Genomic DNA, 22924 nt, shown 5'->3' with positions numbered 1-22924 from the left:
ATTTGTATGAAGAAAAGCTATATGCGTAGGTGGGCGATTTGCATTTGCGCTTTCGTGCTCACCGTAAGTACTGTAACGGCACAGAAAAAGAAAGTCTTGCCAGAAGCAGCTACCCCATACTTCACGCTACCCACGGCAACACCTTCAGTACCTACCGAAGACGGATTCCTTCAGCGGTGGATGTTGTTAGAGCCCATCAGTGCTCCAGTCCGCACTAACACTGTCTTTACGGATAGTTATCTACGCGAGAAGTTCTACAACGACTATCTTCCCACCGTCATGCTCCGTCTGCCTAAAGATGGCAGTACACAGCAGGTGGGAAAGGAAACCCTCAGATGGCATGCACTCGACAGCAAACTCTTCAATGTAAAACTCTTCCGTTTCGCCACCTCTTTTGAAAAGCAGAAATACGGTGTAGTGTTTTGGGCAGTGACAGCCATTGACAGTCCTGAAGAGATGACCGATGTGCGCCTGGCCATCGGTTCTAATGGCGCTTCCATATGGTGGCTCAATGGTGGCAAGGAGGCAGTCATGCTCTCTGGCGACCGTCGCATGGTGCGCGACGATGTCGTCTCACCGAAACTGACACTGAAGAAAGGCCGCAACTATCTGGTAGGTGCCGTCATCAATGGTCCTGGCATGAGCGATTTCTGCGTACGCTTCCTTGATGCGCAAGGCAATCCAATACGTAATATTAAACTTAATGTGAAATGACGATGAAGTCAAGAATATTCAATAAAACCATTTCTGTGGGTGCTTTGTGTGCCCTGTTGTCATGTGCTTCTCTGCAAGCGAGCGCACAAGTGGGCGAACCTTTCATTCACGACCCATCGACCATAGCCGAGTGTGATGGCAAATATTACACTTTCGGAACAGGCGAAGGCGGTCTGTGGTCGGCAGATGGTTGGGTGTGGCAAGGCGGTGCCATACGTCCTGGACGCGGTGCAGCCCCCGATGTTGTAAAAATTGGCGATCGCTATCTTGTGGCATATAGTGCTACGGGCGGAGGTCTTGGCGGCAGTCATCGTGGCGATGTGCTAACCATGTGGAACAAAACGCTGGATTTTACCTCTCCCGACTTCCAATATACAGACCCCGTCGTCGTGGCATCGTCGCTTGACGATGAAGACTGTGATGCCATTGATGCCGGACTGCTACTTGATCCCACCACGGGACGCCTCTGGCTCAGCTACGGCACCTATTTCGGTTTTATCCGTTTGGTAGAACTCGATCCGCAGACTGGCAAGCGCATGTCAGGCAACGAGCCCGTCAATATCGCCATCGACTGTGAAGCTACCGACCTCATCTATCGCGACGGATGGTATTACCTGTTGGGCACCCATGGCACCTGTTGCGACGGCCCCAACTCCACCTACAACATCGTGGTAGGACGTTCACGCAGCGTGACCGGTCCGTATCTTGACAACGTAGGACGCGACATGTTGCAGGGTGGCGGTAAGATGGTGATTGCTGCCAATAATCTCAAGACTGGCCCGGGGCATTTCGGTCGTTTCGTGATAGCCGATGGTGTAGAAAAAATGTCGTTCCACTACGAGGCCGACTTCCGTCAAGGTGGTCGTAGTGTATTAGCCATTCGCCCATTATTGTGGCGCAACGGCTGGCCCGTTGCAGGTGACGATTTGCTCGATGGAACCTATGAGATTGAATCTGAACGCCGTGGCTATGCGCTTGAGATGGCTGTAGATTTCATACGTATGGATGCCGAGCGAGTGCCTTTCTGGATTAAACCACAGCAACCATTGAAGCCACTTTCACCACAGACACTTGCTGATGTAGAAGCAAGTTGGCCCCAAACAGAAGTGCCAGTGCGTATGAACGATTATATGTTCCGTCCTCATCAGCAGTGGACCGTCAGCGTAGCCGAGGGCAAAGGCGGCAGTCTGGGAACTCCTTATTATAAGATATGTATAGCGGGTACCACTCGCTGCCTCACGGCAACCGCTGATGGCGATGTAGTGGCAACGATGGCATATACTGGCGATGACGCCCAACTCTGGCGCATCGACCAGTTGACCGACGGCACCTATCGCATCATGCCGAAAGCAGTACCGGGCACTTCCGAGCCCCTTGCCCTCGTCTCGCTTGGCGACTGCACCCCCGCTCTCGCACCCTTTGATTTCAGTAGCGATAATTCTAAATGGAATTTCAGAAAACAATAGCCGTGTTGCTTATGGCGCTTGCCGCCCCACTGACGGTCATAGCCTTTCAACCGACAAAGGTAGCATTGCCAGTTGCTGTCAGCCGCAGATTGGAAGTGGCAAACGGACCGTCACGCCTGCGTGTAGAGTTTGTGCGTGCAGATATTGTTCGTGTGCAGTATCAGCCCGATGGACAGTTGACAGGCAATGGTACTGACGTCTGTGTGGCGCATCGGAAACGGAAGTTACCGTTGACCTCCGCTCCACAGCAATATGCCGATGAACACCCCGATGCTCCTTATATTATATAAGGTGTATTCTGGTGCGGATGCTACATTTACCATCTATGAAGATGCTGGTGACGGTTATGACTGTGAGCACAAAGGCTATGTCACCTATACATTACATTGGGACGACAGCCATCACCAACTATCAATATCTGCACGGAAAGGTAGTTACAAGAAAATGGTAAAGCGTCGTCAGCTGACTTTTGTAATGCCTGATGGCTATCAGCAAACGGTGGTTTATGATGGAAAGAAAGCGATAGTAACACTAACGGCAAACAATTGATAACACAACTTGAAAAGAAAAATATGAAAATACTAACTTCTTTTATTACTTTGGTAGGTTTAGCCATGTCTCTTGAAACTATGGCACAAGACAAACTCTACCAAGATGAATTTCCATTAGGCGATATTGTCTTGCTTGATGGACCGCTGAAACATGCACGTGATTTGAATATTGCGAATCTGCTGAAATACGACTGTGACAGAATGCTTGCTCCCTATCGTAAAGAAGCAGGACTGGCACCTCGTAAACCAACCTATCCTAACTGGGATGGTCTTGATGGACATGTGGGAGGACATTATCTCTCTGCTCTTGCTATCAATGCCGCTACAGGTAGTGAGGAATGTAAGAAACGTATGGAGTATATGGTTGGCGAGTTACAGTTGTGTTTAGATGCCAACAATCGTCGCGGTGAGGATTGGAGTCGTAACTATGTGGGTGGATTTCCCAATAGTGCGAAACTATGGTCCACTTTTCGCAAGGGTGACTTCAGTGTGTATTTCGGTTCGTGGGCACCTTTCTATAATCTTCATAAGATGTTTGCCGGACTCCGCGATGCCTGGCTTTATTGTGGAAACGAACAGGCCAAGACTCTATTCTTGAAGTTTTGTGACTGGGCTGTTGATATCACGTCAGGTTTAAGTGATGAACAGATGGAGCGTATGTTGGGCAATGAGCATGGAGGAATGGATGAGGTGCTGGCTGATGCTTTTGCAATAACCCATCAACAGAATTATTTGAACTGTGCTCGTCGTTTCGCCCATAAGCAGTTGTTGACACCTATGGCGCAACATCACGACTGTCTCGATAATCTGCATGCCAATACTCAGATACCAAAGGTTGTAGGTTTTCAGCGTATTGCCGAACTGGATGGCAATTTGTCTTATCATGATGCCAGCCAGTATTTTTGGGATATTGTTACCAAGCAGCGCTCGTTAGCATTGGGTGGTAATAGCCGTCGTGAACATTTTCCCACCAAAGAAACTTGCATCGATTATGTCAACGACATTGATGGTCCTGAGTCGTGCAATACATATAATATGTTGAAGTTGACCGAGTTCTTGAACCGTGCTAACCCCAATGCTGCCTATGGTGATTTCTATGAATTGGCCATGTACAATCATATTCTTTCCACCCAGCATCCTGAACATGGAGGTTATGTATATTTTACATCGGCTCGTCCTCGTCATTATCGCAACTATTCTGTTGCTAATATGGCCATGTGGTGTTGTGTGGGAACAGGTATGGAGAATCATGGTAAGTATGGACAATTTGCATGGACTCATACCAAAGGAGCCAAGCCTGCCGACGATGCCCTTTATGTCAATCTTTTCCTTCATTCGCGGTTGAACTGGCGTGAGCGTAGTTTCGTTATCCGACAGGAAACCGCTTTCCCTTATAGTGAAACGTCGCAAATTGTAGTAGAGAAAGGCAAAGGTGTATTCACTATGAAGATTCGCAAACCTGAATGGTGCGACCGTTTTGAGGTGAGAGGAGTAGGATTTACTATTAATAGTAAGGAGGAAAATGGTTTTGTATGTATCCAACGCAAGTGGAAAAAAGGTGACCGTATTGAGATATCCATGCCCATGCATGCTAGTATCAAGGCCATGCCAAATGTGCCACAGTATGTGGCAATCATGTATGGTCCTATTCTATTAGGAATGAAGACTGGCACAGAAGATCTTGCTTCACTACTTGCCGACGATAGCCGTTTCGGTCAGTATGCTGGTGGACGTAAGCTTCCGCTTGACAAAGCACCTATCCTTTTGCCTAAAAAAGTAGAGGATATTGTTGCGGATTTGCGTCCAGTAGCAGGCAAACCCCTACATTTCAAATTGGCCACCCGTATGGAGAATGCCATTGATGGCGAATTACAACCATTCTTTGAAATTCACGATTCACGCTATATGATGTATTGGTTGGCGCTTGGAGAACACGAATATAAGGCTTATATGCAAGATCTTGCCGATAAGGAACAAGCCCGTCAGGCGCTTGAGACACGCACTGTTGACAAGGTGAGTCCTGGAGAACAGCAACCAGAAACTGATCATCGCATGGAAACTGATGGCAGTGAACGTGGCAATACCGAAGGAGTGTTCTTCCGTGATGCTCGTAACGGACACTCATTCAGTTATCTGATGCAGACTGGCGGTGAGTCGTCTCTGAGTTTGCAACTCACCTTCTGGGGACAGGATGAATGGCGTACCAGCGAGTTTGATATCTATGTTGATGACCAACTTCTCTGTAGTGTAAACAACAGCCATCGTTGGCGTACTAGCCAGTTTAAGACGGTTGACTATGCCATCCCCTCTGCTATGTTGCAAGGAAAGAATGAGATTCGTATTCGCTTTGTGGCGCATAAAGACCGTCAGATAGGACAGATTTATGGTGTCCGACTGTTAAAATAATACGAGACAATAACTATAAATTGAAGAACATGATGAAACATCTTTTGTTGACAGCCTTACTGTCTGGTATGTCTGGAGTGTCTTTGTGGGCACAATCCATCAATATGCCAATCATCCAGACCAAATATACGGCAGACCCTGCACCGTATGTTCATGGTGATACCGTTTATCTATACACCACCCACGATGAAGATTATTCAGAGGGATTTATGATGAAAGACTGGTTGCTCTATACCTCTACCGATATGGTTAATTGGCAAGATCATGGTGTTGTAGCATCGTTGAAAGATTTTCCTTGGTATAAGGGGGACAATGGTGCATGGGCCGAATGTGTGGTAGAACGCAATGGCAAGTGGTATATGTACTGTCCCATTCATGGACATGGTATCGGTGTACTTGTGTCCGATTCACCCTATGGACCATTTAAAGATCCATTGGGTCATCCTCTGGTTTGGCGTCAGGAACATTGGTACGACATTGATCCGTCGGTTTATATCGACGATGACGGACAGGCTTATATGTATTGGGGCAATCCCTATACCTATTGTGTGAAACTCAAAGAGGACATGATTTCCATCGATGGTGATATTATGACTATGGACCGTATTGATGATTACCAGGAAGGACCGTGGCTTTGGGCAAGAAAGAATGATAAGGGAGAGAAGTGGTATTATCTCGCTTTTGCTTCTACCTGTTGCCCTGAAGGTATCGGCTATGCCATGAGTAAATCGCCCACTGGACCTTGGAAACATATGGGACATATTATGGATCATACTCCACGTACACGTGGCAATCATCCAGGCATTATCGACTATAAAGGCAAGTCGTATTGTTTTGGTCTGACGTATGACCTATTCCGCCTTGAGAGTTCTCGACATGCTGAGCGCCGTTCTGTATCGGCAGCCGAGATGACCTATAATGCCGACGGTACTATCAAGGAACTGCCTTATTTCCAAGATTGTAAGTTGGAACAGATAGGCACCTTTAATCCTTATCGTCGTGTTGAGGCTGAAACCATGGCGTGGGGCTATGGATTGAAAACTACACGTGAGAATCCTTCAGGACCATGGAATGAGACGCTTTTCGTTACCGATATCGACGATGGCGAGTATATCCTCGTGCGCGGTATTGATTTCGGCAAGAAGGGTGCCCTCAAGTTTCATGCTTCTTGCTCGTCGCAGTTGTATGGTGGCAGAATGGAAATTCGTCTCGATGCAGTAGATGGCCCATTGGCAGGAGCCATAGATATTCCCAATACCAAGTTTAAGTATCGGGAGTTTATCACTGATGTGACTCAGTGTAATGGTGTACGCGATGTCTATTTCGTATTCAAGAGCACATCCATTCAGAAGAAAAATCTCTTTAACTTTGACTGGTGGAAGTTCGATAAATAACAATTCATATCATTAAAACTAATTAAAAACAATGAAACAGTATATTTTGGGCATGATGGCATTTTCGCTCATTGCCCTTTCAGCACAAGCAGAAGAAAAGCAGTTGACCAGTCCTGATGGACGTTTGGTTGTTACCGTATCCGATAATCAAGGCTGTCCCAGTTATCAAATTAACTATGATGGCAAGGTGTTTTTACAACCATCGGCACTTGGTCTCAATACCAATGTTGGTGATTATACTCATGGTCTGACTATGACTAATGCTTCTGAAGTGACAACCATCAAGGAGAGTTATTCGCTGTCTCGCATCAAAAAAAGCAAAGTCGATGTTGATGCTCATCGCCAGGTTTTTACCTTCTCAAAAAACGAAAAGGCCGTATTTGATGTAGAGTTCCATGTGGGAAACAACGATGTAGCTTTTCGCTACTTGTTGCAAAGCCATGGCGACACTCGTTGCTGTGTGATTAAACAAGAAGCTACTTCGTTTGCCATGCCACAAGGAGCTACATCGTTTCTCTGTCCGCAGATGGCTCCAATGACAGGTTTTGCGCGTACTGCTCCCAGCTATGAAACCAACTATGATCTTGATGTTCCTGTAGGCACTCGACTGAGCAAAACGGGATATACCTTTCCTTGTCTGTTTCGCAATGGCAATGACGGATGGTTGCTTATCTCAGAGACTGGCACCGATGGCGACTATTGTGCTTGTCGCTTGATGGGGCATGACGATGGCTCCTATCAGATAGGATTTCCACAGGAGGGCGAGATGAACGGTCTCGGCTCTACCTTTGCTGGTATCACCTTGCCGGGCAAAACACCTTGGCGCACCATCACTTTGGGTAGCACACTGGCTCCCATTGTCGAGACAACTATCCCCTTCGATGTTGTTGAAGAGAAATATCCCGCATCAAAAACCTATGAAGGCAGCAAGGGATCATGGTCATGGATTATCCGTATGGACAATTCTTGCAACTACGATGAGCAGAAAGAATATATCGATTTCTCTGCTGCGATGGGATGGCAGACGGTATTGGTAGATGCCCATTGGGACAGCCAGATCGGTTATGAGAAGATTGAAGATCTGGCGCGCTACGGCAAAACAAAGGGTGTTGACCTCTTCTTGTGGTACAACTCTAATGGTTATTGGAACGATGCACCACAAGGGCCTCATGGAAAAATGGCTAAATCAGGCATTCGTCGCAAGGAGATGGCATGGATGCAGAAGATTGGCATTCGTGGAATCAAAGTCGATTTCTTCGGTGGCGATAAGCAGGAGATGATGCAACTCTATGAAGATATCTTGACCGATGCCAACGATTTCGGCATTGAGTGTATCTTCCACGGCTGCACCTTGCCCCGTGGTTGGGAACGCATGTATCCTAACTTTGTGGCTGCTGAAGCGGTGTTGGCAAGTGAGAATCTCCACTTCTCGCAGTATATGTGTGACAATGAGGCTCGCAATGCGACCCTCCATCCCTTCCTCCGCAACGCGGTAGGTTCTATGGATTTTGGTGGCAGCGCCCTCAACAAGTTCTATGGCGCCGACAACAAACATGGTACGAAACGCCGTACATCTGATGTATTTGCCCTTGCTACAGCGGTGCTCTTTCAGAGTGCGGTGCAACATTTTGCCCTTGCTCCCAACAATATGACCGATGCTCCAGCATGGGCGGTGGAGTTTATGAAGAATGTGCCTACCACATGGGACGATGTGAAATTCATAGCGGGCTACCCTGGAAAATATATCGTCGTGGCTCGGCGCTGTGGAGACAGATGGATGGTGGCTGGCATCAATGCGCAACGTGAACCGCTGAAACTCAAACTTGCCGTGCCGATGTTTGCCGCAGGATCAGCGCTTAAGGTCTATGCCGACAATGCAGCTCTTGAAGGCGCGGTGAAGACGGTGAAGCTGTCGAAGAAGCAACTGCTTGATGTTACCATTCCGTGTAATGGTGGACTGGTGGTGTGCGAATAATCATTCTACTGTAGCAAATATCCCCAACGGGATGGGCGATGACACGATGTAAGTCGCCTTTTCCCTTTGGGGATATTTTGTTGTATAAGTATTGAACTGTGTGGCAAAGCGAGTGCTCTGACACCGATTTTATACTGTGCAGATATACGCCAGACTGATGAGGCTGATACTCACCCATAGCAGTACACCCTGCAGAAGTGGACGTAGGCCGACAGCACGGAGTGTGTCTCTGGTGAGCGAGGCACCGATGAAGAAGAGCGACAGCGTAATCGCATGTTTGGCAAGCAGGTTGATGGTGGTGCCTATACGACTGCCGACGGTCGAGGCAGCATCGCCCAGGAGCGACGGGTTGGCGAGCACGTAGGTATTGAGCACAATGGCTACGATGAACCAGATGATGAAGGTGGGAATGTTGCGATACCAGGGTTTGCTGGCGGTTACCGACGCCATGGTGGAGCGGAAGAAGAAGGGGGTGACCAGCGTCAGTATGACGATCCACAGGGCGCGGGTCAGCTTTACGGTAGTTGCCACTTCGAGGGCGCTGACGCCCTGTGATGCCAGCCAGTCGGGGTGCATCTGGTCGTAGGCAGCACCTGCACCTACCACAGACGATGTGTCGTGGATGGCAATAGCTGCCCACATGCCAAACTGCTTCATCGTCATGCCCAAGGCATCGCCGAAGTAGGGGAAGATGAAGAGGGCAATGCCGTTGAGTACGAATACTACGCCGAGCGCCACCGACATGCTCTCGGCTTTGGCTTTCAGCACTGATCCTACTGCTGCGATGGCAGAACCGCCACAAATGGCTGTGCCCGAACTGATCAGATAACTTGTCTGTGCATCCACTTTCAGCAGGTGTCTGCCAAAGAGCCAACCCAATGCCAGGGTGCCGAAGACGCTGACGATGGTGAATGCCATGCCTTCTGCTCCTGAGGCTAAGGCTTGGTTGACGTTCATGCCGAAACCTAATCCTATGACGGAATACTGCAGAAGCTTCTTCGACATGGTTTTGTTGAATTCGGGGAATGCCTTGCCGAACAGCAGGGCAAAGGCGATGCCGAGTGCCAAGGCTACTGGTGACGATACCCATCGGGTGATCCATTGCATCGATGCCAACGACCATCCTGTTGCTTCGCAGATGAAGCCTATCAGCAGTGATGCGGCTATGATGCCTACTATTAGGATGTAGCAGATCTCGCTGCTATTCCATTGTGGTGTGTTATGTTTCATAATCGTGATATGTGTGTGGTATATTGATTGGGTTATCCTGTTACGGGGCTATTTCTTGAGGGTGGTGTCGAAAAATGTCAAGGTGCGCTCTTGCACCGGTATGCCGCAGGAGTGGGGTATGTCCCATAGCTCGGTGACGAGATTGCTGTCAGCATGTTGGCTTTTCCAAACGCGGTGCATCTCGTCGAATGCCTGCTCTACACCCGGTAGGGGAAAGAGATGATCCTTTCTGCCGTTGATGAACAGCATGGCTTTGGGACATGCCAACGATGCGATATGCGGATAGTCGAGATATTGGCGCAGGGCGGGGATGCAGTTGGCAAAACCGCCATATTCGCGGCGGCCGTAGCGCTTGGTGAGTTGGGCATCGGTATTGATCATCCAACAGATGGAAGCACCCGCTTTGATATGGTCGCTCAGGGCAGAGAGCATCCAGGCACGGTAGCCACCCATGGAGCATCCGACACAGCCTATGCGCTCGGCATCGACACAGGGCAGTTGCGCCAGGAAGTCTGTGGCTGCCAGGTCGTCGTAGGTCATAAAGGCTGACAGGTCGCGTCCGAGCATCATCATATTGCCGGCAATGATGTCGTAGCGGTTGCGATCCACACCTTCTCGTCTGCCGCGCTCGCCCCACATCGGTGCATCCATGGAGAATACCACATAGCCGTGGCGAGCGAGATAGTCGCCCATGTATTGACCATCGTAGAGCTGTTTTGCCCAGGTATCGGCATCGTCGGTAACCTCTCGTGTGACCATGAAGGGACGTATCATCTTCTCCTTGCCGATAAAGAGGTGGCCGCCATGGTCGTGTAGTGCATTGATGGCAGGAAACGGGCCTTTGCCATTTGGGATAAGCAGATAGGCGGTGATGCGTGAATAGGCGTTGATATTGAAAGCAATTTTCTGTGCACGATAGCCATCGCGCTGCTCTTCACCCAATACCTCCATGTTCCATGCCGTTGCCCTGCGCGGTGGAGTCATCATGCACTGGAAAACAGTTTGTCGGGCTGCCTTCTTCCACTTTTTGAAATTGCGTATGGGACTGTTGCCCCATGCCATGGGGTAGGTAAGTTCTTGTTTCAGTTGTTCTACATAGCGTGGTATGTCGTTATCGAACTCATAGTTTTCGCGCTGTTGGATGTGGGCTTGCTGTTTTGACTGCTGAGCTGCGGCAGTCTGCCACATGGTGTTGAGTGCAGGAAACATCAGCATGATGATGCATCCGATGATTTGTTTTGTCTTGTATGTCATAGTAGTGAAGTGTGGGGCAAAGGTACTTTATTTCTGCCACACTACCAAACATTTTCTGCCAAAACCGTCGGTCGAAGCTATTTCACCACCTTGATAGCATACGCTGTGCGAAGGATATGGCCTGTTGGGTCTTTCCCCTGAACGGTCATCTGGTATAGACCTTCTGCAGATGGCATGGTAATTGTCAGGGTTTTCGCTTTGACCATAGGATACCACGTCGTCGTATGGTATTTTGATGCTAATCCGTTCGCAGGGTTTGGATGGTCTTGAGGGAAGGCGTAAGACATGAGTTGTTCGCCATCTTTCAACTTATAATTAGCCAATCGCCCTTTGCGGGTGATAAACGAGATGACACCGCAACAGCTGCTGCTGCCGAAATGGAATGTTCCGGAGTAAATCTGAACATACTTGATGAGGTGTGCGTCGTAGTTTAACAGGTCGTCTGCATCGTAGATAGGCATTCCGTCGAGTAAGATCAATGCCGGCATCTTGGCATAGCTTCTCGTTTCTGGATTGTACGTATATAGGAGACTGACACCATGCTGTTTCTCCTTTCTTATTCCTTTTATAAATTCAAGGAGCATTTCTCGCACATCTTTCATCTGGGTGTATTCGTCCAGATCATAGAAATAGTCGGGTGTGGCAGACATCAACTTGATGGAGTGAACCAACGAGGCGTCAGGGGCGTTCGCATCGCTTGATGCTTGTTGACGGGCGATAGCGGCACGCTCTCGCAATGCTTTCTCCTGACAATAGACCGTGAGTTTCGGCAGACGCTTGGGTAGCATCGATTGATAGGGAGATACCAATTCCATCGGGATGGATCGGCCTAAGCTGTCGTAGGCAGTGACCAATACGGGTTGGTTGCCACTGATGCCCGATGTAAAGTAGAGGTAAGAACCGTCTGGCTGGCGCTTGCCGTCATATAGCAGGGCGGTCTTGCCTATCAGCGACAGACGGGTTGTCATGACCTTGGCAGAAGTGCCCGATGCCACTCTGGCTCTGACAATATGTCCCTCTACTTCGGGGCAATACGCTGTCATGCCTCCTTCGGTCGTAGGTTGGACCGATGGCTTGCAGACAGAGAGGTTGGCAGATATTCCTCCTTTCGTGATAGAGACGCAGCAGCCCGATGCATCGGTTTCCGGCAAGGGAATACATACCGTATCGCCTGCTTTGTATCGGAACAGTGCATGGGGAGTCTGGCAACTGTCTGACGGGATGATGGTGATGTCGTCCAGCCGTGAGAGTTTATCCGCATTGATCACACCGATGATGGAACGGCAGATGGCATCTGTGCCGAGTCGTTGCGAGACGCGTGTGTAGGCTGACAGTTGGTAGCAGCCGCTGTGCATAGTGGTGGGTAGGGGAATCTCTGCCCAACCATGTCCATCTCTTAAGGCAACCATACATTGAGCATACATGCTGAGTGTATCGGAAATCTCTACGTAAGCCACACGACTGGCAGAGGGTTTGCCGTCAATGCTGGCATCAACACGCACGCAAAGCCGTTCTCCGACCAGATAACAGTCTTTGTCGGTATAGGCAGATACTACTTCCACCTTTGACTGAGCGAAAGCAGAACATCCTATCAGTAAGGATAGTATAAGAGCTAAATGTCTAATCATAAACTATTGTTTGTTTTGCCAGAAATCGGGGCGGTCTATGGCGTCTCCACCCCAATACTTATCACGATAATCTACACACCAGGTAAAAGTCCACATGGTGTCGCCGGTGTTGGGAGTGTGGGTATAGACACTATACCCCCTGTTCACCAATGCAGAGGGCGATAGCCCATCCTGTGGAAATGTCTGAGGATTGTTTTGGCTCTTATAGCCGACATCCGAACCGTTGATATACATCTCCTTCATACTCGTGTGGCCTCTTACTCCGATATATCCGATGGCTTTCCGCTCACCGACAGACTTGATGTTGGTGGGGAGTTCGGAGGGCATGGGAGTGAACAAACCTCCCATATTGTATGTTTGATTGAGCATCAACCGGCGGTATTCATATTCCTGACGGGTGATAGCCATCTGTTTGATGCGTGTGCAACAGCGTGTTTGCAACCGATGGTCACTAATAGTGCGTGTGTAGATGCTGCGCTTGGTGATGGCTCCACAGCCATAATCCTCATTGGTGGCGAAATTGGCAAGTGCTATGGCGTGACGCCAACCGTGGTTGGTATATGCTTCGGGAGAAATCTTCTCAAATGTGCCGTTTTGACCATCCGAGTCGCCTTCGTTCTGTCCCATACAATATTTCCATTGTGTGGTAAGCGGTGTGTAAATCTCATAATAGTCATCTACCTGCCATAAGAGATATACCAGTGCATGGGGATCTTCGGTTGTGACCATTACATTGATCGACTTATTGACCTCTGACTGTTCGTAACAGATATCGGTGAGCTCAGGAGCGTCAAGCGGTTGCATGGGTTCGCTGGCGAAATTTCCGTATGGGGTTGATACCTCAACGTAATACTTCTGGTCTGACGACAGCTTACCGACATTTACGATGAAGCGTCCAGTGAAATTGCCGACTCCGTGTCCTTCAAAGACCTGTCCGTCTGTACCTTTTACAACAACTGTTGCATCGTCTATATTGGAATAAATCTCCTCCAGTTCGCCAGTAGGTCTTGCTGTGCTATGCAGTGAGAACACACACTCGCTCTCGCTCACAATCTGCCCAAAGATGACGACCATGGGTTCTGTCTCGGAGTCGGGTATCTCGTAGTCGTAGGTGCATGCCACGGTTGTCAGCAGTGTCATGCAAAAGATGAAGGCGCGTTTTATGTGATGGATATCATGTAGCATGGTTAGAACTTGATGTTGTAGTTAATATATGGAATAGGTGCACCGAATACGGACAACTTGTAACCTCGAACATTATTCCCGTCACCCTCAAAGTAGATGGAGTAGGCATTACGACGTCCAAGCAGGTTGTAAACACCAATGGTAAACCAACTGTGTGTGGATGCGGTCAGGTGATGGCTTGGCTCGATATTGAAAGACCAGTCAAGTCGGAAATAGTCTGGCATGCGCAGTTTGTTACGGTCGGAATAGACAGGCACCGAGTAATCGCCCGTTGTCTCCGAGGGCATGATGCCGATGGGAGCTGTATAGGGTCTGCCGGTGCTGTATTCTGCATTGAGCGATGTGCTATATCTGCGTGTGAATTTATAGTTGCAGACCAACTTCAGATTATGGGGACTGTCATAGTCTGCCGCAAACCATCGGCCTTGGTTGATCGGCGTTTGCCCCATAGCGTTCTTTTGCTTCAGTTCGGTGCGCGAATAGGTATAGTTCAACCATCCGTTCAGCTTGCCATAGAACTTGCGAATCTGTAGTTCGATGCCGTAGGCACGTCCGCTTGTTCCCACCACATCTTCGTATAGATGATCATTCATGACGAGGATGGCAGCATTGCGGTAGGTCAGATAGTCTTTCATCCCTTTGTAGTAGGCTTCAGCCGAAAATTCATAGCAGCCTTTGCCAAACTGCAGGTAGTAGCCGGTTGTTGCTTGCCAGCCCGACTGTGGCTTTACCTTAGCGTTGCTGAGCATCCAGATGTCTGTTGGCGACATGATGACGGTATTGGAAACCTTATGGATAAACTGGTGCAGGGTGTTGAATCCTGCTTTGACAGATGCGTTGTCGTTGAGTTTATAGTTGGCAGAAAGGCGGATGTCGGGACGCAGATAGAAGGTCTCTAATCCTTCTTTGAAAGATTTGAACAGGTTCAGCCGGACGCCTCCAACGATATTCAGCACTGGCGACAAAGTCCAGGTGTCTTCCATCCACAAGGCGCTCTCTACGGCATGGTCGGTATTGAGTTTCCGTCCCACGATGTACGAGTTCTCTCCCCAAGGCTGATAACTGCCGGGCATAATCCGATAGTACTGTCCCTGTATGCCCATATTCAACTGGTGGTCTTTATGGAGTGCATAGTTGGCGTTGCCCTTTACAAAATAGTTGTTCAGGTTGAACGAGAGCGTTGCGGCAGATGTGGGATATTCGGAGTCTCTGTTGGCATAGTCATAATGGTCATAACCTGCGATGAGCGTCGTCGAGAGTCGGTCGCCATAGCGACTGCGCAGCTCTGCCGATAGGTTCGTGTTGCTATAGTTATATTTCTTCTCTTTGGTGAGCGAGAAGCGATCGCGGCTGTAATAACCATTGATGAGCAGCGTATGGTTGTGCGACAAGAGGGTGTTCAGTGTGCCACCCACATCCCAATAGCCGGCTTTGCCATCGCGGTATCCGTAGGTGTTGCCTCCTTCGTTCCACGAATCTGAATCGTGGTTCTTCTTGTTGATCAGTTTGAGCATCCAGTCAGAATAGGTGGCACGACCGCCTAACAGTAGCGACATGCGGTCTTTCACGATAGGTATTTCAACTGCAGCTCTTGATGTCACAAGACCGATACTGGCTGATCCATGGAAGCTGTTGCGATCGGGAGTCTTCCCTTTTATATTCATGACCGACGACAGACGACCGCCATACTGACTGGGGATGCCTCCCTTGTACAGATCGGTCTCACCCACCAAATCGGGATCTATGACCGAGAAGAGTCCGAACATGTGCATCGGGTTGAATATGGTGTTGCCGTTGTAGAGTATCTGGGTGTGCTCCGTAGCACCGCCGCGCACATTGATTCCGCTGCCAGCCTCGCCTGTTGAGGCAACTCCCGGCAACTTCAATGCGAGTTTCAAGACGTCAGTTTCTCCCATGACTAATGGGACATTGCGAAGTAGCGAGGGGTGGAACGACTCTACACCGCTATACTGTTGCGACTGCTTCTTGCGCATGCCTAACACCTCTACCTCTTTGAGCATTTCGTATTCTCGCTGGGTATTAAGAGGTTTGATGCCTGCGGTTCCCGGCTTTATCTGTTTCTCATCGCTGTAATTCAAACGGTGGGTGCTGCCCGAAGCGTATGCCTGAAAGACTGGCACCGCTGCTGCATCAGCCATACTGATGGACATGCTGTCCCATGGCGCTGTAGGATTTACCGAGACGGTATAGGTCGTATCTTCGGGGTGCGCCTCGGGTTCACGGCTTGCCATCAGACCATCCAAAAACTCCGTGCAGCTCTTCAGACTTTCCAGTCTGACGCTCTGCCAGAATCCTATATTGTGTTTGCGCTTATACTGTCGCAACTCATTGCGGTATGCCGGTACTGCCCGGCGCAGCGATTTATACCCTTTTACCTCGTGTAAGGATCCGTCTGCCAATCGCAGGTAATATCTGTCAATGGTCTTTATCTGATGATAGGAACGCCGATCGATTTCTACATCACCATAGTTTTGCTTGGTTTTGTTGAGCAATAGCGAAGCATGACTGCCCTGATACACAACCTGCATGAACCATTCATGCTCTCTTTCAAAGTGGTTGCCATCAAGTTCAAACCATTTGATTTTGTCCTGATTAGGAACTATAGAGAGTTTGCTGTCTGGTGCAACAACAGCAAGTTGGTTGTCCATGATATTGTAGCGCATAGGTACAAAGGTATAGACATTACCATCATAGCAGATGTTTCCTAGTTGAAATGAGTCACTATTCCAGTAAGGATGGGTAGTCCAGGTCGCATGTGAAATCGAAGTTTCAACCTGCCCCTGATAGAGAGCCGCGCAATCGCCAGCGGCTCCCATATAGGCAGAAATGATAAAGGTTGCCAGTGTATCACAGACCATGGTGCTGTTCTTTTATGAGTGACTATTTGTTTCTTATCGATTCCGATGGTATCTTTTCGAGTATCTTTTGCAGCTGATAGCTGGTTGAAGATCCACCGTCATAGCCATCGTAGTTATGGTCAATCTTCTTGATTATTTGTAATTTAGTGTAATAACCTTCCTCAAACGAAAAACCTTTAATACGATCTTGAGGCCACTTGTTCCAATTCTTTTTGCCTTCCTCTCTTACCCACATGCCAGGTTCCTCTTTTGTAACGATGTCGTAAAAAATAACAGGTTCTGAGTCTATTTCTACTATCATATTAACGACCTCTATCTTGTCGTCATCACTACATGACGATATGGCAAAGGTAAAGAGGGCAAGTAGAATACTTGTGATAAAATAAAAATGAGTTCTTTTCATAATTGTAATGTGTTAGTGAGTTATATGTTTTTGGTTATTGTATTTATTTTTATTTTGTGGCTACAAATTTAAGATAATTATTGATAGGTTTGTCAAATAGACTGGAAAACTTTTGTTTTTTTACACTATTTATACTAACACTGCGATATATGGCTTAATATTATACTATTTTAACGGTTTCTCGGGGTAAACTGTTAGAAAATGGTAATAAGTCTGTAATTTTGTCTTGGATAGACAGATGAATTATGATACACAATAGATGCTGACAGCGGCCAATGATGTTGCATGACTATTGTGATAACGTTGGCATAGAGAAGAATGGTGCAGTATGATGGTGATGCATGAGACAAAGCCACACGCTGCCAGCCACACCACAGCACAGCAACGTCATGGTCCGTCAAAGTCATAGATCTACGGAGATTATTAACCATTTCTTTGGCAGTTTCAATAAGTTTGCGTATTTTTGCAAGAATAACACAGATAACCTCATGACAGATATATGGCCTTTAGCTTTTCGACTATGAAAAAGATGAAGATTGGATTGCTGCCACGGATATTGATAGCCATGGCACTGGGTATTGCTGGCGGTATGGTGTCGCCGGAAATGCCAGTACGCGTTTTTGTGACTTTCAATGGTTTGTTTAGCGAGTTTTTGGGATTCCTCATTCCCCTGATCATTGTGGGACTGGTGACACCTGCCATTGCCGATATCGGACGGGAGGCTGGTCGCTTGCTGGTGGTCACGGCATTGCTGGCCTATGGCGCAACGGTATGTTCCGGACTGTTGTCGTATGGCGTTAGCGAGGCGGTATTCCCTTCGCTCATCTCCGATCAGATAGAATGGACATCGATCAACGAGGCGAAACAGCAGGAACCTTATTTCACCGTGAGCATCACACCGCCGATGGCTGTGATGACCTCATTGGTCATGGCGTTTACACTCGGCTTGGGCATAGCCTATCAGGGCACGGCAACGCTGAAGAATGTTTTCACCGAATTCAGACAGATTATCACCAAGACCATACAGGTGGTGGTATTGCCGCTACTACCTATTTATATATTCGGCATATTCTTCAACATGACCCATTCGGGCGAAGTCTTCCGGGTGCTGTCAGTCTTTGTGAAGATTATCGGCGTGATATTCGTGATGCACGTCGTATTGCTGCTCTTGCAATATGCCGTAGCAGGACTGCTGACCCATAGGAATCCGTTGCGACTGCTGATGCGCATGATGCCTGCCTATTTTACCGCACTCGGCACACAATCGTCGGCAGCAACCATTCCTGTGACACTCCGGCAGACCATAGCCAATGGGGTGGGTGAGGGTATTGCCGGCTTTGTGGTGCCCCTTTGTGCCACGATACATTTGTCGGGTAGCACATTGAAGATTGTGGCATGTGCCATGGCGCTGATGATGATGCAGCATATAGACTACGACATGCAAGGCATGATAGGATTCATACTGATGCTGGGCATTACGATGGTTGCCGCACCGGGTGTGCCGGGTGGAGCCATTATGGCAGCATTGGGAATCCTACAGTCTATGCTGGGATTCGACCAGCAGTCGTTAGCACTGATGATAGCCCTTTATATCGCTATGGATAGTTTCGGCACTGCCTGCAATGTGACGGGTGACGGTGCCTTGGCGCTGATTATCGACCGATGGTTTGGCAGAAAAGTCGCTGTGACGGGTTGATAGCAACCGCATGACTTTAATTTGGATAACAAATACACATGATACACTACAATTTCAAACGTGACGTCAACCACCTCGTGGGACCCATTCTGCTGGAAACCCTACTGACTTTTCTCTTGGGAGGCGTCGATACTTTCATGCTCAGCCAGTATAGCGATGCGGCTGTAGCAGCAGTAGGAGTAGATAACCAGATACTCTCGTTGGTGTTTCTGCTCTTCACTATTATCAATGCCGGCACTTCTGTGCTGTGTGCACAGTATCTCGGAGCAGGACGCGAAGAGAAGTTTATCAGAGTCGGCATAGTGGCTTTGGCACTCAATCTGGTGGTGGGAATAGCTGTCAGCCTGACGCTGTTTCTCGGTGCCGACTCGATATTGACACTCATGGGACTGCGTCCCGAACTGATGGTGTATGGTCGCCCGTATATGCAGATAGTGGGCGGAATGGCTTTCACACAGGCGATTTCCACCACGGTGAGCACCATTCTGCGATCTGCCAAGATGCCCGTTCCGCCAATGATGGTGGTGGGGGTGGTCAATGTGCTCAACATCATGGGCAACTATATATTGATATTCGGTAAGTTTGGCATGCCCGAAATGGGTGCCGAGGGTGCCGCCATCTCTACAAGCATATCGCGAGTAGTGGCTATGGTGTTGTTGGTGGTCATATTGCGTTGGCGCTTGTTTACCTATGTGCCTCAAAAACTCTTTGCTCATTTCCCCACACACGAGTTGCGCAATCTGCTGAAGATTGGCATGCCATCGGCTGGCGAAAATATATCCTACAACCTGCAGCAGCTCACCTTGCTGTATTTCATCAATATGCTGGGCAATGACGAACTGACTGCCCGCACCTATATTGTCAATGTGGTGATGTTTGTCTATATGTATGCCATCTGCATTGCCCAGGCAAGCAGCATCATGGTGGGACATCTGACAGGATTGGGAAAAACACAGGCGGCATACCAAGTGGGACGCTTCTCCTGGCGTAGGGGAGCACTCGTCACACTGTCGTTCTCGGTGCTCTGTGCGCTCTGCGGACCGTTTATTGCCGACTGTCTGACCGACAATCCCACTATCGCCAAACTGGTATGCACCTGCTTCTGGGTCGATGTGCTGCTCGAAGTGGGTAAGTGTGTCAATATCTGGGCGACCAATACGCTGAGGGCTACTGGCGACATCCTCTATCCCTTCTACCTCGGTCTTGTGGTGCAATGGGCTGTGGGGGTGCTGTTCGGATATCTGCTGGGCATCACGCTTGGCTTCGGACTGGTGGGCATGTGGTTTGCCTTTGTGCTCGACGAGAATATCCGCGGCATACTGTTTGTCAGACGATGGAATGCCTTTAAATGGGCAAACAAGTCGTTTGTGAATTGAAGAACTAAACGATAGAACTCTAAATCATAAAACTATGAACGAAGCATTTATCATCCGCATTTTGTTGGCAGCCCTGCTGGGTGGTGCCATCGGTATAGAACGTGAATACCGGGCAAAGGAAGCTGGATTCAGAACCCACTTCCTTGTAGGGCTTGGTGCTGCCATCTTCATGATACTGTCTAAATATGGTTACGATGATGTGGTGGGCGGAGTGGTGCGCCTTGACCCTTCGCGCATTGCCTCACAGGTGGTCAGCGGTATCGGTTTTATCGGTGCCGGATGTATCATCTTCCAGCGCCATGTGGTGCGCGGACTGACTACAGCGGCTGGGCTGTGGGTGACCTCTGCCATCGGATTGGCTTGCGGATCGGGACTCTATCTGCTGGCAACGGTTTCTACGGTTCTCGTATTGTTGTGCTTGGAAGGTGTCAGCATCTTGCACAACCGATTCGGTGCGAAGCAAATTTCGCTGACCTTCTCTGCTCCTACACGTGAGGGAATACGCGAAGTGCTCGATTCTATCGGTCGCGAACACGCTGAGGTGTTGGCTTATGAAATGAAAACTCATCGCTCACAAGATGCTGAAACATATACCGCCACCGTTCGCTTGAAGGTGAAGCGCAACCATTATCAGTCGCGCATCATGTCGTTTATGACTGAGTTTGATGGAATCACCATCGACAATCTGGAATAGCATCATGGCCATAGGAGGTCGGCGGTTGAGCGCATGGAAGTTTTTTTTCGCCTTTCCGAAACCGTGACACAACGACGAGGTTTGTTTGACGCTGTCGAAAAAACCTCGTTTCTCTTACGTACGCGCACGCGCGTCTTTCGCAAAAATCGACCACTCGACCACCAAGTCTGTGTAAAGCTATGTGGTACAACGGTTTAGCTGGTGGTCGAATATCGTTTCATAGGGTGTTTTCGACCACCATTCGAACATCTATCGACCACCGTCAAAATTTGTCGAATTTTTACATCTCAGCCCAATATACGTATTGTCAGACATTTCCAAACCTTTGGCAAAAGTATTGCCCAACGTTTGGCAAGAGTGTTTCCCAACGTTTGGCAAGAGTGTTTCCCAACGTTTGGCAAGAGTGTTTTCAAACGTTTGATAAAGGTGTTTTCAACGTCTGATAAAAGTATTATCCAACGTTTGATAAAAGTATTATCCAACGTTTGATAAAAGGTGTTATCCAATATTTGATAAAGGTGTTATCAAGGCTTGTCAAAGTGCTGATAAACGATAGTATTTTATAAGGAAAATAGGATCACGCTTTACTTTTGTCCTTACAGGACGTAGGCTAAATAAAATCATACACCCCAGGGTGTTACCCTGGGCTATGAAGATTTTGCCCCATTCGGGGCGTTAGTAACCCAACAACTAACGACGGGCTAATACCCAACAACTAAAGATGTGTTAATAACCAAACAAGCAAAGGCGGGCTGAAAGCCCAATGGTTTCCTTAGCCCAGGGCATCGCCCTGCGGATATGAATGCACATAATCAACCACGTCCTGAAAGGACAAAAGTAACTCAGCTCTGCTCTTTTGCCGAAAACAATAGTAATTCCACATTGAAAAGCATCATTCTTTAGGCTGATTCGTGCACATCACATCGTTGCACTGGTGGTCGATGGGTGGTCGATAATCCTGAATTTCAGACAATCGACCACCGCATATAGCGCTGAATGACAGCGCGATACACGGATTGGTGGTCGAGTGGTCGAAATTTTTCTGAAAACTGAATTTTATGTAAGCACTTCAGGTGCTCCTTTCTGTAGCACCACAGTCGCTTGTCAAATGGCAGAATAGAACTTAAAATACTGATATCTAACAGTTTCTATTTGCCGAGTTGCTGTCTGAAGTTGAGCGCAGCACCGATGGCAGTACAAAATTCAGAGTATTTCGGTATGTGGAAACGCACGTTGTAGAGCTTTTCCAGCATAGGATAAATCTCTTTGCATTGGGGGTAGAGCGTCAGATTGCCTATCAGTACAAAGTCTTTGATGCCCGTGTTGAGGGCGGAAAGAATGCTCGCAGAACCGATGCTCTGCAATACCATGGTGATAATGCCAAGGGCAATATCTTCGCGTGGCGCGTCATACTGTGCCTTGCTGAATAGCGATGCGGTGGCATTCATGGGGAGGCCGGGCAAAGGACGACTAGAGATGTCGCCGATGAGCAAGTTGATGTTGCGGATGTCGCCACGGAGTGCCAGACTCGAAATCTGTTTCGGATCGCTTGTGTTGAGCATCACACGCGATAGACCCTGTACGGTTCCACCTCCGATACCAATACCTCCGATGTGTCGGATCTCATCGCCATCACATTGCACAAAGCTGGTTCCTGTGCCCATCGATACTACAATGGCTTTTGAGAGACCGCTTTCAAAGCGTGCGCCCAAGCCATCTGCAATGAATTCGTCGGTCTTGCCTGTTGGCAATCCATAGACGGGTCCGTCGATATATGCCGATCCCACACCAGTCACCATGACTTGTTCAACGTCGCTGAGACTGATGTTGTTGTCGTGAAGATACTTTCCGAAAGCTCCGTAGAGTGATGTGACGGGATCGACCGCAGTAATGCGGATGGGTGAAAGAACATGTTGTTCGTGCAGTCCAACAATCTTGGTGGTCGATATGCCCACGTCAATGCCGATGATGATTCCCATTGGTTTTTACTTTCTTTTTTGTTTGTTAGTTCGTTTATCCGCCGACAAAGGTACGAATAAGCGAGCAGAATAAAAAAGAAATGCCCAAATTTCT

Annotated in this window: 18 protein-coding genes; 10 read left to right on the top strand and 8 right to left on the bottom strand. The window is 48.5% G+C overall.

Annotated elements, in window-relative coordinates; translation table 11 throughout:
* Window positions 1-6: 6 nt before the first annotated feature.
* From CIK90_RS13350 to CIK90_RS13320, 7 genes are read left to right on the top strand one after another with little or no spacing between them, the layout of a single operon-like run.
* The gene (locus tag CIK90_RS13350; RefSeq protein ID WP_094465847.1) at window positions 7-714 is read left to right on the top strand and encodes an acetylxylan esterase; all 708 of its coding nucleotides are present in this window, start codon (window positions 7-9) and stop codon (window positions 712-714) included.
* Window positions 711-2180, top strand: a complete 1470-nt coding sequence (locus tag CIK90_RS13345; RefSeq protein ID WP_371591582.1) for a family 43 glycosylhydrolase — start codon at window positions 711-713, stop codon at window positions 2178-2180. The genes CIK90_RS13350 and CIK90_RS13345 overlap by 4 nt, the downstream gene beginning before the upstream one ends.
* The gene (locus CIK90_RS13340) at window positions 2159-2470 is read left to right on the top strand and encodes a hypothetical protein (RefSeq protein ID WP_094465845.1); all 312 of its coding nucleotides are present in this window, start codon (window positions 2159-2161) and stop codon (window positions 2468-2470) included. Before CIK90_RS13345 ends, CIK90_RS13340 begins: the two co-directional genes overlap by 22 nt.
* Window positions 2451-2729 (top strand): DUF5110 domain-containing protein, encoded by a 279-nt coding sequence (locus CIK90_RS13335; protein WP_158216079.1) that lies wholly within the window; start codon window positions 2451-2453, stop codon window positions 2727-2729. The genes CIK90_RS13340 and CIK90_RS13335 overlap by 20 nt, the downstream gene beginning before the upstream one ends.
* Window positions 2730-2752: 23 nt before the next feature.
* Window positions 2753-5137, top strand: coding sequence for a beta-L-arabinofuranosidase domain-containing protein (locus CIK90_RS13330; protein ID WP_254046367.1), 2385 nt, complete (start codon window positions 2753-2755; stop codon window positions 5135-5137).
* Window positions 5138-5169: 32 nt separating this feature from the next.
* A complete protein-coding gene (locus tag CIK90_RS13325; protein WP_094465887.1) occupies window positions 5170-6531 on the top strand; it encodes a glycoside hydrolase family 43 protein in 1362 nt (453 codons plus the stop codon).
* 31 nt (window positions 6532-6562) lie between these two features.
* Window positions 6563-8506 (top strand): glycoside hydrolase family 97 protein, encoded by a 1944-nt coding sequence (locus CIK90_RS13320; protein WP_094465839.1) that lies wholly within the window; start codon window positions 6563-6565, stop codon window positions 8504-8506.
* 129 nt (window positions 8507-8635) lie between these two features.
* Here CIK90_RS13320 and CIK90_RS13315 read toward each other — a convergent pair whose 3' ends face one another.
* The 7 genes from CIK90_RS13315 to CIK90_RS14295 all read right to left on the bottom strand — a co-directional run bounded on the left by CIK90_RS13315 (window position 8636) and on the right by CIK90_RS14295 (window position 17492).
* A complete protein-coding gene (locus CIK90_RS13315; RefSeq protein ID WP_094390151.1) occupies window positions 8636-9736 on the bottom strand; it encodes a YeiH family protein in 1101 nt (366 codons plus the stop codon).
* Window positions 9737-9784: 48 nt separating this feature from the next.
* A complete protein-coding gene (locus CIK90_RS13310; protein ID WP_094436572.1) occupies window positions 9785-10924 on the bottom strand; it encodes a S9 family peptidase in 1140 nt (379 codons plus the stop codon).
* A gap of 143 nt (window positions 10925-11067) precedes the next feature.
* Window positions 11068-12618, bottom strand: a complete 1551-nt coding sequence (locus tag CIK90_RS13305; RefSeq protein ID WP_144007292.1) for a hypothetical protein — start codon at window positions 12616-12618, stop codon at window positions 11068-11070.
* Between the two features lie 3 nt (window positions 12619-12621).
* Window positions 12622-13803, bottom strand: coding sequence for a DUF4249 family protein (locus CIK90_RS13300; protein ID WP_094465835.1), 1182 nt, complete (start codon window positions 13801-13803; stop codon window positions 12622-12624).
* A gap of 2 nt (window positions 13804-13805) precedes the next feature.
* Entirely contained in the window at window positions 13806-16682 is a 2877-nt protein-coding gene (locus CIK90_RS13295) for a TonB-dependent siderophore receptor (protein ID WP_094465833.1), read from the bottom strand.
* Between the two features lie 22 nt (window positions 16683-16704).
* On the bottom strand, window positions 16705-17085 hold the full coding sequence (locus tag CIK90_RS13290; protein ID WP_094390147.1) for a DUF4377 domain-containing protein: 381 nt from the start codon (window positions 17083-17085) through the stop codon (window positions 16705-16707).
* A gap of 194 nt (window positions 17086-17279) precedes the next feature.
* Window positions 17280-17492, bottom strand: coding sequence for a hypothetical protein (locus CIK90_RS14295; protein WP_144269610.1), 213 nt, complete (start codon window positions 17490-17492; stop codon window positions 17280-17282).
* A 113-nt stretch (window positions 17493-17605) separates the two neighbouring features.
* On the opposite strand from CIK90_RS14295, the gene CIK90_RS13285 reads away from it, so the two are divergent.
* From CIK90_RS13285 to CIK90_RS13275, 3 genes are read left to right on the top strand one after another with little or no spacing between them, the layout of a single operon-like run.
* Window positions 17606-18781 carry a dicarboxylate/amino acid:cation symporter gene (locus CIK90_RS13285; RefSeq protein WP_094390192.1) on the top strand — a complete coding sequence of 392 codons (1176 nt, stop codon included), beginning with the start codon at window positions 17606-17608 and terminating at the stop codon, window positions 18779-18781.
* A gap of 38 nt (window positions 18782-18819) precedes the next feature.
* Window positions 18820-20157: an MATE family efflux transporter gene (locus CIK90_RS13280; protein ID WP_094390146.1), complete on the top strand. Its 1338-nt coding sequence runs from the start codon at window positions 18820-18822 to the stop codon at window positions 20155-20157.
* A gap of 34 nt (window positions 20158-20191) precedes the next feature.
* Entirely contained in the window at window positions 20192-20851 is a 660-nt protein-coding gene (locus CIK90_RS13275) for an MgtC/SapB family protein (RefSeq protein ID WP_094447004.1), read from the top strand.
* Window positions 20852-21999: 1148 nt separating this feature from the next.
* On the opposite strand, the gene coaW is transcribed toward CIK90_RS13275, so the two are convergent.
* Entirely contained in the window at window positions 22000-22830 is an 831-nt protein-coding gene (coaW, locus tag CIK90_RS13270) for a type II pantothenate kinase (RefSeq protein WP_094390144.1), read from the bottom strand.
* Window positions 22831-22924: the final 94 nt, after the last annotated feature.

This window comes from Prevotella sp. P5-126 (assembly GCF_002251185.1).
Taxonomy (GTDB): domain Bacteria; phylum Bacteroidota; class Bacteroidia; order Bacteroidales; family Bacteroidaceae; genus Prevotella.
Note: the sequence above shows the minus strand (reverse complement) of the source record. Positions and strands in the feature narration are given on the sequence as shown.

What these genes read in the sequence shown, in the direction of transcription:
- CIK90_RS13350 (WP_094465847.1), top strand. Translation starts at nt 7, where the DNA reads ATGAAGAAAAGCTATATGCGTAGGTGGGCGATTTGCATTTGCGCTTTC.
- CIK90_RS13345 (WP_371591582.1), top strand. Translation starts at nt 711, where the DNA reads ATGACGATGAAGTCAAGAATATTCAATAAAACCATTTCTGTGGGTGCT.
- CIK90_RS13340 (WP_094465845.1), top strand. Translation starts at nt 2,159, where the DNA reads ATGGAATTTCAGAAAACAATAGCCGTGTTGCTTATGGCGCTTGCCGCC.
- CIK90_RS13335 (WP_158216079.1), top strand. Translation starts at nt 2,451, where the DNA reads ATGCTCCTTATATTATATAAGGTGTATTCTGGTGCGGATGCTACATTT.
- CIK90_RS13330 (WP_254046367.1), top strand. Translation starts at nt 2,753, where the DNA reads ATGAAAATACTAACTTCTTTTATTACTTTGGTAGGTTTAGCCATGTCT.
- CIK90_RS13325 (WP_094465887.1), top strand. Translation starts at nt 5,170, where the DNA reads ATGAAACATCTTTTGTTGACAGCCTTACTGTCTGGTATGTCTGGAGTG.
- CIK90_RS13320 (WP_094465839.1), top strand. Translation starts at nt 6,563, where the DNA reads ATGAAACAGTATATTTTGGGCATGATGGCATTTTCGCTCATTGCCCTT.
- CIK90_RS13315 (WP_094390151.1), bottom strand. Translation starts at nt 9,736, where the DNA reads ATGAAACATAACACACCACAATGGAATAGCAGCGAGATCTGCTACATC.
- CIK90_RS13310 (WP_094436572.1), bottom strand. Translation starts at nt 10,924, where the DNA reads ATGTGGCAGACTGCCGCAGCTCAGCAGTCAAAACAGCAAGCCCACATC.
- CIK90_RS13305 (WP_144007292.1), bottom strand. Translation starts at nt 12,618, where the DNA reads ATGATTAGACATTTAGCTCTTATACTATCCTTACTGATAGGATGTTCT.
- CIK90_RS13300 (WP_094465835.1), bottom strand. Translation starts at nt 13,803, where the DNA reads ATGCTACATGATATCCATCACATAAAACGCGCCTTCATCTTTTGCATG.
- CIK90_RS13295 (WP_094465833.1), bottom strand. Translation starts at nt 16,682, where the DNA reads ATGGTCTGTGATACACTGGCAACCTTTATCATTTCTGCCTATATGGGA.
- CIK90_RS13290 (WP_094390147.1), bottom strand. Translation starts at nt 17,085, where the DNA reads ATGAAAAGAACTCATTTTTATTTTATCACAAGTATTCTACTTGCCCTC.
- CIK90_RS14295 (WP_144269610.1), bottom strand. Translation starts at nt 17,492, where the DNA reads ATGACTTTGACGGACCATGACGTTGCTGTGCTGTGGTGTGGCTGGCAG.
- CIK90_RS13285 (WP_094390192.1), top strand. Translation starts at nt 17,606, where the DNA reads ATGAAAAAGATGAAGATTGGATTGCTGCCACGGATATTGATAGCCATG.
- CIK90_RS13280 (WP_094390146.1), top strand. Translation starts at nt 18,820, where the DNA reads ATGATACACTACAATTTCAAACGTGACGTCAACCACCTCGTGGGACCC.
- CIK90_RS13275 (WP_094447004.1), top strand. Translation starts at nt 20,192, where the DNA reads ATGAACGAAGCATTTATCATCCGCATTTTGTTGGCAGCCCTGCTGGGT.
- coaW (WP_094390144.1), bottom strand. Translation starts at nt 22,830, where the DNA reads ATGGGAATCATCATCGGCATTGACGTGGGCATATCGACCACCAAGATT.